9 protein-coding genes are annotated in these 13,997 nt (G+C 34.6%); 6 read left to right on the plus strand and 3 right to left on the minus strand.

Annotation, left to right across the window (positions count from 1 at the left end):
• Positions 1 to 39 precede the first annotated feature (39 nt).
• From NE544_RS03845 to NE544_RS03870, 6 genes are all read left to right on the plus strand, one after another.
• Positions 40 to 1,713, plus strand: a complete 1,674-nt coding sequence (locus tag NE544_RS03845; RefSeq protein ID WP_256268394.1) for an RNA-binding domain-containing protein — start codon at positions 40 to 42, stop codon at positions 1,711 to 1,713.
• 199 nt (positions 1,714 to 1,912) lie between these two features.
• Positions 1,913 to 4,498, plus strand: a complete 2,586-nt coding sequence (pglZ, locus tag NE544_RS03850) for a BREX-1 system phosphatase PglZ type A (protein WP_256268395.1) — start codon at positions 1,913 to 1,915, stop codon at positions 4,496 to 4,498.
• Positions 4,499 to 4,611: 113 nt separating this feature from the next.
• Positions 4,612 to 5,532 carry an Mrr restriction system protein gene (locus NE544_RS03855; RefSeq protein ID WP_256268396.1) on the plus strand — a complete coding sequence of 307 codons (921 nt, stop codon included), beginning with the start codon at positions 4,612 to 4,614 and terminating at the stop codon, positions 5,530 to 5,532.
• 32 nt (positions 5,533 to 5,564) lie between these two features.
• A complete protein-coding gene (gene brxL, locus NE544_RS03860; protein ID WP_256268397.1) occupies positions 5,565 to 7,604 on the plus strand; it encodes a protease Lon-related BREX system protein BrxL in 2,040 nt (679 codons plus the stop codon).
• A 19-nt stretch (positions 7,605 to 7,623) separates the two neighbouring features.
• Entirely contained in the window at positions 7,624 to 9,426 is a 1,803-nt protein-coding gene (locus NE544_RS03865) for a hypothetical protein (protein ID WP_256268398.1), read from the plus strand.
• A 15-nt stretch (positions 9,427 to 9,441) separates the two neighbouring features.
• Entirely contained in the window at positions 9,442 to 9,669 is a 228-nt protein-coding gene (locus tag NE544_RS03870) for a hypothetical protein (RefSeq protein WP_256268399.1), read from the plus strand.
• Positions 9,670 to 9,683: 14 nt separating this feature from the next.
• Here the strand turns inward: NE544_RS03870 and NE544_RS03875 are convergent, their stop codons facing one another.
• From NE544_RS03875 to NE544_RS03885, 3 genes are all read right to left on the minus strand, one after another.
• Complete coding sequence (locus NE544_RS03875; RefSeq protein WP_256268400.1) at positions 9,684 to 11,162, minus strand: lysozyme family protein; 1,479 nt, start codon at positions 11,160 to 11,162, stop codon at positions 9,684 to 9,686.
• 90 nt (positions 11,163 to 11,252) lie between these two features.
• Entirely contained in the window at positions 11,253 to 13,106 is a 1,854-nt protein-coding gene (locus tag NE544_RS03880) for a leucine-rich repeat domain-containing protein (RefSeq protein ID WP_256268401.1), read from the minus strand.
• Entirely contained in the window at positions 13,103 to 13,807 is a 705-nt protein-coding gene (locus tag NE544_RS03885) for a TetR/AcrR family transcriptional regulator (RefSeq protein WP_256268402.1), read from the minus strand. The genes NE544_RS03880 and NE544_RS03885 overlap by 4 nt, the downstream gene beginning before the upstream one ends.
• Between the last annotated feature and the right edge of the window lie 190 nt (positions 13,808 to 13,997).

A 13,997-nucleotide genomic window follows, 5' to 3' on the forward strand; every position in this document is an offset into this window, starting at 1 on the left:
GTAACTAGATAAACTATCATGAGCGAAAGAGGTGAAGAAATGAATACAGATAATGAATTATTAATAAAATTAGATGCTTTGATTTCCAATTGGGAGGATGAGACAGTTGAGTTTAAAGAAGCCAATAATGATTATGATAAGGATAAAATTGGTAGATATTTTTCTGCTCTTTCTAATGAAGCAAATTTAAGAAATGTACAATGCGGATGGTTGATTTTTGGTATTAAAGAAAAAGGTAAAAAGATTGTTGGAACCAATTACAGAGAGAAAAAAGGTCTTGATACGTTAAAACATGAAATTTCATTGCAAACAACGGGTGGTATTTCATTTGTTGAAATTTATGAAGTTGAAAAAGAAGATAAAAGAATAATTATGTTTCAGATACCTGCTGCAACAGCGGGTATTCCTACAGGTTGGAAAGACCAATATTATGCTAGGGAAGGAGATTCTCTAGTTCCACTATCATTAGAAAAAATGGATCGTATTCGTCAACAGAGTAATCGAGATTGGTCAAAATTGTTTGTAAAGGGTGCAACAATTCATCATCTAAATAAAGATGCAATTAGCTTAGCTAGAAGCAACTATAAGGAGAAGATGCAAAAGCCACATATTTCTCAAGAAATTGATTCTATGAGTGATGAAGAATTTCTGATGAAAATGAAACTTATACAGAATGGTCGTATTACAAATGCTTGTATGCTGTTACTAGGGAATGAAGATTATGATTACTTATTTGATTACACGCCTGAAGCAGCATGGAGACTATATGATTCTAAAAGTAACATTAAAGATTATGAAATCTTCAAAATTCCATTTATTACATTGAGTGATCGTATTTTTTCTCGAATTCGCAATTTAACATATCGGTATATGCCGAATCAATTAACCTTGTTTCCTTTAGAAACGAAACAATATGACATGTGGCTTTTAAGAGAGCTTATGAATAATTGTATTGCTCATTCTAACTATGCATTAGGAGGAAGAATTAATGTGGATGAAGAAGAGGATGAAATCACCTTAAGAAATCCTGGTTCTTTTCTACCTGGCAGTATTGAAGTGGCTCTCCAAAAAAATTACACACCTCCATTTTATCGAAATCAGTTGTTAGCTGAAACAATGATGAAATTCAATATGATTGATACACAATCTATGGGAATACGTAAAGTATATAAGATCCAACAAGAAAAATATTTCCCTATGCCTGATTACAATTTGTCGGTAGGTAATCAAGTTGGAGTTACTGTATATGGTAAAGTATTGGATGAAAACTATACGAAACTATTATTTGAACATTCGGAATTTGATATTCAAACTGTCTTTTTAATCGATCAAGTCCAAAAGCATCATACAATAACAAATGAACAAGTTAAATATTTAAGAAAATTACAGGTTATTGAAGGAAGAATGCCGAATATCTATCTTTCTGCTGACATCGCAAAGACTTTAGAAAAGAAGGAACAATACGTAAAAAATAAAGGGTTTGATGATGAATATTATCGGAATCTAATTGTTAAATATCTCCAAGAATATGAGTCTGGGACAAGAAAAAATTTCAGAATTCTTTTAATGGATAAATTGCCAGATAATCTTGATGAAAAACAAAAAGAGAACAAAATTCGAAATTTATTATATTTCTTGCAGAAAAAAGGAATTATCGAGTGTGCTGAAAGAAAATCTAAAAATTCTATTTGGAAGCTGAAAGGTAAAGATTGATTTTATAAATTTGACTAAATTATATATTAAAAAAATTTAGTCAAAAGATTAGTGAAATTCATCTGAATAAAATTTTTAAAACCTGAAAAAAGGCATATATAAAAGGAAATTTATAACTTTAGATTTGACTAAATGGAATTATTTAAAAAAATTAGTCGAATATTTAGTCAAATCTTAGTCGAAATATAGGAGGTTCGGTATGGCTATCGAAGATATAAAAAAAGAATTGGAACAAAGGTTTGCTGAACCTTTAGATGGGTTTTATAAAAGAAGGATCATATTCTGGAATGATGAAGATGGTGAATTCCTGGATGAAGTTAAATCTTTGTCTTTATCTAATGCCAGGGTATTGGTATTAGAAGAGGGGAATTTATTTGTATCAAAAAAGTTATTATCTAGTGATGATTTAATATCTAATTATCTTGTCTATAATTCAATTCATGTGGATCCTGAGCATGATTGGTTTTTAGATATTAAGCTGTATAGTGATGAATATCGTGCGGATAAGACTTCTCGTCTGATGCAGGAAATGCAGATTGTTAATACAGTTGAGTTACGTAATGCGGTAAAAGAGTTTAAAGGATTCTTTAATGCAGCAAGTCGTAGAAAAATGATTGCTTCTTTTGATGGAACAATTGATAAAAAATCGACTTTGTATATGTCTATCCTTTCTGCTATCTGTGGTGTAAAAGAAAGAAAACCAGAAGCTATTATTAAAGCTGTGATTTCAGCAGGATCTGATCTGGAAAATCCGATCAAGATGGATCTTTTAAAATACAGTGTATCGCATTTGTTCTGGTCATTAGTGCATAGTACAACCGGGTTTAATAGTTCTGAAAAGATGGATGATCTGACTAACTATGTTGTATTAAGTGCCATTTCAAGAACAATGTCAAGTGATGTTTTAAGTGGACTGGAATCCAAGTATTCGGATATTCATAGTGGATTTTGCTATGATTTGATTTTCAACTGGATTCATGGTGAAGATAAGAATTCCTTCAGAAGTATTGCGGATTATGTGACAGGTAATCTATCACTGTTGGATCGTTTCAATTCGTTTGAAATCAAAGATTTGGTGGGAACAGATGTATTACCTGTTATTGATGAAGTCATTCTTTCTAAATTGATGTATGGTATTTCAAATCGAACAATTGATAGTGATTCTGTTATTCGGATTGTTGAAAAACGCAGAACTTCAGCCTGGTATGAAGACTATACCTATTTCTATGAAGGTATCTACCAGGTTGCACTTATGAATCAGTTCTATGAATCTTATTTGAATAGTTTCCATCATGTAGAAGCCAAAGATATGTGGAAAGCTTATACTAGTGATTATTATCAGATGGATACATTCTATAGGAATTTCCATATTGCATTCTCTACTTGTTTACAGACACTGCATCCTTCTTTAGACGATGCATTCAAAGATCTAGCCGATTATGTTGAAAAGGAATACAAGAACTGGTATCTGGATCAATTATCTTCTAACTGGAATAAAGTGATTGAAACTGATTTAGGAAGTACTGGAAAGATAACTGGAATTGCTCAACAGACAGATTTCTATCGAGATGTTGTTAAAAACATAGATGGAAAAGTATTTGTCATTATATCGGATGCGATGCGTTACGATGTAGCGCATTCATTGGCTAAACAATTAGAGATTGAAACAAAGGCAGATGTTGAAATAAGTGCTCAACAAGGTATCTACCCTACAATTACAAAGTATGGTATGACAGCTTTGTTACCACATAAAACGTTAGAAGTTGTTGAAAAAAATGGTACAACAAAGGTACTTGTAGACGGTCATTCAAGTGAAATGAGTGATCGTGATGGTATTTTAAAGTCTTACAGTGAAAACAGTGTAGCTTTAAGATATAAAGATATCATTTCCATGAAACGAGATGACAGACGTGCAGCTGTTAAAGGCAAAGACATCATTTACATCTATCACGATACGATTGATGCTTCGAGTCATAACGATGAAAGTTCTGTATTTGATGCCTGTGAGAAAGCAATCAATGAAATCAAGAATCTGGTGAATGTGATTTGTAATGAGCTTCAGGGTCTGAATGTCATCATTACATCTGATCATGGATTCTTATATACATACAAGGAATTAACGGAATCTGATATGATGGAACGCTCTTCTTTCAAGAAAGATATCATCGAGCAGGGCCGTCGTTATGTTCTTACAGATAATTCTGCAAATCCTGACTTCTTAATGTCGGTAAAAGGAATCTATAATGATTCAGACATGCTTGGATTTGCCCCTAGAGAAAATATACGTGTGAAAGGTGCCGGTGGAAGTAAGTTTGTCCATGGTGGTATCAGTTTACAGGAAATGTGTGTACCGGTCATTACATATAAGTATCTGAGATCTGGATATAAGGCATATAGAATCAATAAAGATAAGTATGATGCAAAACCTGTAACGATAGCATTGTTATCTTCAAACCGTAAGATCAGCAATATGATTTTTAATCTGAGTTTCTATCAGAAAGAACCAGTAAAAGATAATTATGTAGCATGTACATATATTGCTTATATTACAGATTCTGTTGGTAATGAAGTCAGTGACAAACAAAAGATTATTGCGGATAAAACAAGTACGATTGCAAAAGATAGAGAGTTTAAATGTACATTTAACTTGAAATCTCAGAAATTCAGTAATACAGAAACATATTATCTTGTGACTGTAGATGAAGAGGGAAAACAAATTCCAATCAAAGAAGAAATGCAAATTGATATTGCGATGGCAATCGATGAATTTGATTTCTTTAGCTAGTTATAAGGGCGTTATGCCCTTTCTATGGAGTGTTTGGTAAATTTAGTTAGGTTCAAATCCTAACCATTCCTAATAAATATAATCATTTTATGAAAAGAACGGAGGACTAGTATATGTATTTTGACACGTTAAATAATGAGCAACAGGTGTCTTATCTAATTAAGCCTATAATCGAGGTTCTGCAAGAGGCTGGAGGTCAATTAGAACGTTCTGAGATAAGAGATAGAATTAGTGAAAAAGATGAGCATATTGCTGAATTTGAACAGAAAATTTATACATCTAGTAAGTCTGGTAATCAATATAAGAGATTTGATTTTAAATTCAATTTTGCACTAAAGGAATTAAACTATGTTGGCTTCTTAATGTATGAAAAGTATAAACCTCTTGTTACTTTAACAGAAAAAGGTTTTGCTGTAGATTTAGATCATTTTGATGTTGAAACAGAGGTGCGCGAAAAGGCAGCGATTTATTGGGAAGAGAATTCCGCAAAAAATAAAGATAAAAAAGTACAAAAAGACGAGATAATTAATGAAGATATTGAAGAGGAAAGTAAATCTAGTGAGGATGATGTTCTAGATGATGTAAAGATTAAACTTCAAAGTGCCATTGCTAATATGTCACCAAAAAAATTTGAACAGTTTTCTCGTGCATTGCTTACAAAAATGGGGGTCCAGTTCACAGATAAGGGAGTACAAATTTCAAATGATGGTGGTATTGACGGCTATGGGTATCATACAGACGATGATGATTTCAGAACAACTCGTGTTGTGATTCAATGTAAAAGATATAATTCTGGTGCAGTGAGTGAGCCAGAGATTAACCAATTCTTAGGCGCTATGAACAAATTTCAAGCTGATTATGGTGTATTTATAACAAATAGTAGATTTACGAATGCTGCTAGAATTGCAGCAAGAGAAGGAACTCCAATTACATTAATTGATGGAAATGATCTTATTCGATTGATAATAAGGTATGAATTATTTATAACTCCGGTTACTACCTATGTGTTAGATGATTTTTATAGTGAGAATTAATTGTGAAACAAAATAATGATTAGGAGGTTTTTATGGCAGATAGAGAGGAAATAAAGGAAAAGTTACGTGCGAACTTTGATGGGAAAATAGTTAGAAAAGATTTAACAAAGAAAATTAAAGAGGGAGCCAATGTTCCAGTCTATGTGCTCGAGTTCCTTCTAGGCCAATATTGTGGCAGTGATGATGAAAGTATCATCGAACAAGGAATTGAACGAGTTAAAAAGATCTTGTCCGATAATTTTGTACGTCCAGATGAAGCACAAAAGACTTTATCAGTCTTACGTGCCAAGGGGTTTTATACGGTTATTGATAAAGTGACAATTAATTTGAATATTAAAAAAGATACCTATGAAGCTGAGTTTTCTAATCTTGGCATTAAAGAAATTCCTATTTCTGAAGAATATCCGGAAAAGTATGATCGTTTATTATGTGGTGGTATCTGGTGTATTGTACAGTTGGAATATGAATATAATGAAGAAGATAAAAATTCAAATCCAATTAAAATTTCAAAGCTTACACCAATACAAATGCCACACGTAGATATTAATGAATTAAAAGAAGGACGTAAAGCATTTAGTAAGGAAGAATGGATTGATGTTTTACTTCGCTCTATTGGAATGGAGCCAGACCAATTAACCGAAAGAGAAAAATGGTTGTTGCTTCTTCGCTTAGTGCCACTTGTTGAAAATAATTATAACTTATGTGAATTGGGTCCTAGAAGTACGGGTAAATCCCATATTTATAAAGAAATATCTCCTAACAGCATTCTTGTTTCTGGTGGCCAGACAACCGTAGCTAATCTTTTCTACAACATGGGCAAACGTACTGTAGGACTTGTTGGTTTATGGGATTGTGTAGCTTTTGATGAAGTTGCAGGAATCAAGTTTAAAGATAAAGATGGAATCCAGATTATGAAAGACTATATGGCAAGTGGTTCTTTTGCACGTGGTAAAGAAGAAAAGGCTGCCAGTGCATCCATGGTCTTTGTTGGTAATATTAATCAGAGTGTCGATGTATTACTGAAAACATCTTCTTTATTTGATCCATTTCCACCTGAAATGGGTACAGATACAGCCTTCTTAGATCGTATTCATTGCTATTTACCAGGATGGGAAGTACCAAAGTTCAGACCGGATCACTTTACAGATGAATATGGCTTTATTACGGATTACTTTGCTGAATTCATTCGTGAACTTAGAAAAACACAGGAAAGTGATGCATTAGATAAATACTTTAAGTTAGGTAAAAACTTAAACCAAAGAGATACCATTTCTGTAAGAAAGACAGTATCTGGTTTAGTTAAATTATTATATCCAAATGAAGATTATACAAAAGAAGAGCTTGAAGAAATCCTCCGCATTGGCCTAGAAATGAGAAGACGTGTGAAAGAACAGTTAAAGAAGATAGGCGGTATGGAATTCTACGATGTGAACTTCTCATATATTGATAATGAATCCTTTGAAGAAAAGTATGTGTCTGTTCCTGAACAAGGATCAAGTACATTAATTCCTGAAGGTATGTGCAATCCAGGACAAATCTATACAGTTTCTACTGGTAAGTCTGGAATGATTGGTTTATTCAGACTGGAATCACAGCTTTTACCAGGTAATGGTAAATTAACGTGCAATGGTATAGGAAGTGACAGAGAAGCTAGAGAAAGTACACAGAATGCTTTTAACTATTTGAAAGCCAACAGCAATCACATCAGTCAGTCTATCAGTACAACAACGAAAGATTACATAATTCAGTTCCAGGATTTACAGGGGATTGGTATGACAAGCACATTAGCATTGCCAACATTAATTGCTCTTTGTTCTATCGCATTACAGAAACCGACAGTTAGTTCACTTGCAATATTGGGTGATATTAGTGTTAGTGGTACAGTAAATAAAGTTGAAAACTTAGCAAACACTTTACAGGTATGTTTGGATTCAGGCGCAAAGAAAGTACTTTTACCAATTACATCAGCTGTAGATTTGGGAACAGTACCACCAGAATTAGTAGGCTGTTTTAATTTGATATTCTTTAACAATGCAGAAGATGCAGTGTTTAAGGCACTAGGAGTTGAATAATAAAGGAGATGATATAGTAGTGTCATTGGATAGCAAAAAAATAGAAATACTCGCGGTAAATGCAGTAAAAGATAGCATAGTAACAACTGATTTTCTTGATCAATATATTGCGGAAAATGACAAAGAACCTTCGTGGGATGGATTTGTGTATATTTATGGCGATATTCGAAAAACAAAAGATACTCTCAAAGGAAGAATGCCAGTTCAAGTTAAAGGAAAAGAGTGTGATGATCACTCTAATAAAGAAATTTCCTATTCAATGTCAAAAGCAGATCTGGTTAATTATCTGAATGATGGAGGCTGTATATTATTTGTTGTTTATATAGGAAATAATGGATTAACGAGAAAAATTTATTATTCCATACTTACTCCTATTAAGTTAAGGCAATTATTAGTAGGAGTAAACAAGACCAAAGCAATTCATTTAAAAGAATTTCCATCAGATAAAAATCAAAAAACCACAATTTTTTTTAATGGTTTTCAAAATTGTCAAAAACAAGCAAGTTTTACAAATGGAAAATTATATAGTATAGAAGAATTAGAAAAAAAAGACGTGCTTGAAAATATTGTAATTCCATTTTCTGGTGTTGGAATTGATGATCCTCAAAAAGCTTTAATTAATAATGAAGTATATTTATACGCAAAAATAAAAGGAAGCAATATTCCGCAACCATTGGAAATCATCCCTCAAAATATACATACTCAGCAAGTTATAGAGGCAGATATAACAATAAATAACAAAAAATATTACTCAGAATATGCGCTTATAAAAAGTGCAAATGAGACATGTCTTTGCATTGGCGAAAGTTTAAAAATTTATTTTTATAAGGAAAAATCCCCTGCAAAATTAAAATATAAAAGCGCTGACAAAGTAAGAATATTAGCAAAGGATTTAGAATTTATGCTCGCTTATCTTAATGAAGGTTACTTTAAAATTGGTAATGCTAACTTTCCATTTGATTATTCGGGAATGGATACATCAAATTTTGATAAAAAATTTGAGTATGCTCGTCTTTTAAATGCTAAAGAAATAGTTGAGATGTTGGATAAATTAGGTTGTGAAGAAGATATTAATTTAAAAGAATTAAATCCTGAAAATTTAAATAACTTGAATTGTTTGATTAAATCTTTTGTGAAAAATGAACCAATATATGCACCAAATGATGAATTACCGCCTGTCATTTGCATTAATGTTGGACCATTGAGTTTCGCTGTAATCGCTGTTAAAGAAAACAAAGATAAATCATATAGATTACTAAATTTCTTTAGTAATTCTATTCATGTAGCTGTTGAAAATCCAAATAATAAAAAAGAAATGATTCCTGTATCTCAGTATTGCATACTGCATAAAGAAGAACTATTGACATTAAATAACTTAGATTATAGTGTTTTACTTCCATCATTTAAAAATATTGAAAATAATGCGATTACGTATGAAAAAGCTAATTGGTTTTTGTTGGATTTGACCAGAGCTTGTGATGAGTCGAAAGGTGAAAGAAAAGAGAAAATTTTAAATACCTGTTTAGAATTCAGCCAATGGCTTGAACAATCTCCAGATGAGGATTTGGATAAGAATATAAAAAAATTAAATGCTTTGCAAGTAATAAAACGTAAACGCAATTTTGATAAAAATGAGATTAGAACCCTATATTCTATAGCTGAAGATACAACCATATGTGAGGACTGTCGTGTAGGAGCATATGTACTTTTAGGTCAACAAACTGCTGCAGAAATACATTTTGAAAAATTATCAAAAGATCAACAAAAAAACTTTAAAACTTATCCAATTTACCATTTTTGGAATAACGGTGAAAAGAAATAAATTGGAGATGATAATTTGAAACGGTTCAATGAAGGAGATACTGTTTACTTTGTTGCTTCTTCTATCTTTGTAAGAAAAGCTAAAGTTGTACGGAATACTGGTGGATTTTGTACCATTACTTTTGATGGCAATGGCAATTGTGGTACATCTGGTACACGTGTTCGTGAATCAAAGTTGTATCGTACGGAAGAAGAAGCGAATGCTATTGTTAAACAGCATAAGGAAGCAAACAAGTGGAGATGAGGGTTTCTCCACTTTTACTTTGGATTGGCAAATACAATACCACCCATTCTTGACCTGTAGTAATCAAGAGTATAGGTGTTGGTTTGCCAGTCCTTTTTTGCATCTTCAAACGTATTGGTAATGCCATCATAATTACCATCTTGAATTGTAATGTTGTTGCCATCTATTTTTAATACTATACCAACATGGTTTTTACCAATGCCAGAGAATACAGCTCCTGCTTTAGGGGTAGTGGATCTTTCAAATTTATCTGGATGTGCTTTTAATAGTTCATCTACACAATCCCATCCATTTCCAGTAAAGCCTGGATCATATCCATACAGTTCATAAAATCTTCCCCAAGCAAACCATGTACATTGTCCATATAAGCCTGACTTGGCATATGGATTCTTTGTAATCCATGCTTCCATGTTATTAAAGTTTGGATTGGTTCCACCTCTAAATGTAATTCCAACATAGCGCATTACATGATTGACATAAGATGGATCTCCATATCCAGATACATTTAATTGTTGTTTCTTCATATCTGAAAATTGTTGTGCATTGTATTTGGAATAACCACCAAAATTAGAAAGTGCCCAATCAATATATCCAGAGCCATAATTATATCCTTGCAAAGCTAGATAGATGTGTTCTGTATCTGATGGATCTTTTACATTTGCCTTTTTAACACAATCCGAAAAGGTATGTGTACCAACATCTATGGAATACTCCGGTTCTGTAATACCATTAGGAATCCTAGGATATTTTGTATTGTATCCTGATTCACTAGCTTGCATAGGATCATTTCCTTTACCACCAGATTCCTGCATCATAATCGCTTGAAGTAAAGATACATAATCTTCTATATCGTATTCTATTGCGTATTTTCGTATTGTATCTTCATATGCAATAACTTCTTCGCTTAAAGAAACAATTTCACTATTAGATCCACCATCTTGAGCTAATACGCTGAATGTGCCAACAAACAGAGTAATCACAATCAATAAAATCAATCCCGTTCCAAAAGAAAAGAGTGTATTCAATGTGGATACACTCTTCTTAACGATATGAAATGATTTCTTTATAGCGTGTGCTGTATTTTGGACAATAGGCTTGGAAACAAATTGTTCTGTAGACTGTTTTATCTTTGAAGCATTCACTTTATTCACAACATGCTTCTTTGCCTTGGCTATATAAGAAATTCTTTGTGAATGAATATCATGACTTGATTCAAAAACAGTTTTCTTATTAGCTGATTTGATCTTATATTCATGATGTTTTTGTTTAATAAGCTTTGTAGCTCGATATTTAGATTCAATTACAGTCTGCTTAGCAGCAACACTTACACTATTTGTAGCCTGTACTTGTGGATTGGATTTAACAGGAGCATCTTCTTTTCTATCAGACTTTTTATTATGAATTGTTTGCTGTTTAATAAAATGCCGAATATTTCCTTTTGTATCCTTTGTTTTAATGGCTTGCATTTTCTGCTTGGTTTTTATATCTCTCAAATTTATCAACTCCTTTGTATGCAAAAAAGCGCCGTATTGCTACGACGCTTTTGTCTTGCTCGAAAGATGGAGCAAGGAAATACTATTCAATTATTTGTTATACTTTTTCTTTCTGCTTACAACCATTGTACCGACGGCTGCACCACCGCTGATAAACAGTAAGGCAATCCATAATGCAAGGTTGCTTGTATAACCAGTCTTCGGATTCTTATCGGATGTTCGCGGTTTGGCGCTAGCAGACTTTTTCTCAAGAGCAGAAATCGCATTTTCGATAGCCTTTGCCATCTTGTCTACTTCAGATTGCTCCGTAATATTTTTACCACGCACAACAGCTTTGACAGCGTTTTTCACACCAGAGAAATCTTTGTAGTCATCCTTCTTCAAAGCATTTGCCTTCTTAATGGCTGCATCTACCTTAGTATAATCAGCATCCTTGTATTTCAGGTCAGCAATCGCATCTTCAATTGCTTTTGCCATTTTATCCACTTCGCTCTGCTCCGTAATATTTTTATTACGGTCAACAGCATTGATAGCGGTATCCACACCGGAGAAATCCTTGTAGTCATCCTTATTCAAAGCATCCGCCTTCGTAATGGCTGCATCGACCTCGTCATAGTTCGCATCCTTATATTGCAGGTCAGCAATGGCATCTTCGATTGCTTTCGCCATTTTATCCACTTCGCTCTGCTCCGTAATATTTTTATTACGGTCAACAGCATTGATAGCGGTATCCACACCGGAGAAATCCTTGTAGTCATCCTTGTTCAAGTTATTTGCCTTGGTAATTGCTGCATCAACATTAGCGTAGTCGGCAGACTGGACACACTTCAAGGTAAAGGTTACGCTTTTACCTTTTCCACAGTCATATTTGTAGGCAACGGTGTCTTTGTCACTATCCACTGTCAACGTGTTTCCACTTACTTTCCCACCACTCCAGTCGCTTGTCTTGGAAACGTCGAAGTTTCCCGGCAAAAGAGAAAGATCAAAGGTGCGGTCATTGCCAACAACGATCTGGTAGATATTATCGTAACAATTCAGGTCATCCATATCTGTGTTGCTGACATCCAGAGAGGTCAATTGGTTATTGTCGCAGCTCAACTTAGTCAGTGCCGTATTCTTGCTGACATCCAGCGTGGTCAATTGGTTGTTGCGGCAGCTCAAATAAGTCAGTGCCGTATTCTTGCTGACATCCAGCGTGGTCAGTTGGTTGTAACCGCAGCTCAAATAAGTCAACGCCGTATTCTTGCTGACATCCAGCGTGGTCAGTTGGTTGCGACCGCAGTCCAAATCAGTCAGTGCCGTATTCTTACTGACATCCAGCGTGGTTAGTTGGTTGCTGCTGCAGTACAAATCAGTCAGTGCCGTATTCTTGCTGACATCTAGCGCAGTCAGTTTGTTTTCAGCGCACCACAAATTATTCAATGATGTAAAGTATTCAATGCCTTTCAGATTGGTGATCCTTTTGCGAAAACAATTAATTTTTTTAACTGCTGCGATTTCTGTATCACTTAAACTACTGTCATTGTTGGTATCAAATCCTTCGACAATAGTGCGGAAATTTGCATCTGGGAAGTTGTTATTGTCAATCGCAACACCTGCACTCTGAACGGCAATGCCATTTTCTCCTTCGCTACTCATCTGTGCTAGAGCTGCTTCGGATTGTGTATCCGGCATATCGCTGTTCTGCTTTTCCTGAGTTTTCTCTCCTTTTGGCTGGGATGTTTCATCTTCGGCTGCTGGTTCGACATATTTCCCACATTTTTCTGGTAAAGCACCCTTTGCGCCGCAGACAGGGCACTCTGCATTCATTGTTTCTTCCGTGCAAGTCGTTTCGCAGGTGCATTCAGGTGTTTCTTCTGTGCTGTCCTCGGCAAAAGCCGTGATTGGCACAAAATTGAGCACCATGCACTGAGCAAGCAGGATACTGAATAATCGTTTTTTCATCTAGTTTCCTCCATTTCGTTGTTCTTTGACAGCTTAAAATCGTATTTCATTTCCAGCATTGTAAACAGCTTATACATAACCTTTGTAGCAATTTCTTTAATATCCAGTGATTGAATAAAGGCAAGTACCTTTGCCTGTTCTTCCTCCGGTACACGATATACTCTCATTGATGCCGTCAAAAAGCGGCTGAGCTTGCGTTCCAATGGAAAATGAATATCACATTTTCTCGCCATATAGCTACGCATCAGTCCCGCTGTGCCGATTTCCATCTCGTAAAAGTCGCTCTCGGTATCATTGGGAAAATTTTCACCAAAAATCTGTTTCAGCTCTGCCGTGGTATGCAGGTAAATATATTCCGATGTGTCGGGCAGGGAATAGGCTTCAATGTAGATTTCCCGCAGGTTCTCATTCAGCTCGGTCAGAGTCAATTGGATTGCCGTTTCTACCGCATAGGCGTAAACTGGTGGAAGCTTGCTGTCTGCAATGCTTCTTGCCACGCCGAATTGTCCGCCGAACATCGTTTCGGTCAATTCCAGTAAAATTTTGTCCTTGGTAGGAAACAGATTCAAATAGCTTCCTCTTGCAACACCTGCTTCATCCACAATCTGACTGACAGAGGTGTTTTTATACCCCTGTTCCAGAAAGAGACGGACGCACACAGTCAGTATTTTCCTCTTTGTTTCACTGCTGTCTCTTCGCAAATATATCACCTCTCTTTAAATGTATTAGTACACATACTAATAATATCATAGCAAGTGCAAAAAAGGAAAGTAGAATTTGAAACTTTACCACCGTAAACTGTGACATTTCCGCAAGCGCTGGCTTCTTCCATAACTCACGAAACTTTATAACTACTTGAATACTACCCTCAATGGAAAAGCAGAAATTGAA

The organism is Holdemanella sp. MSK.7.32 (assembly GCF_024460475.1).
In the GTDB taxonomy this organism is placed as follows: Bacteria; Bacillota_I; Bacilli_A; order Erysipelotrichales; family Erysipelotrichaceae; genus Holdemanella.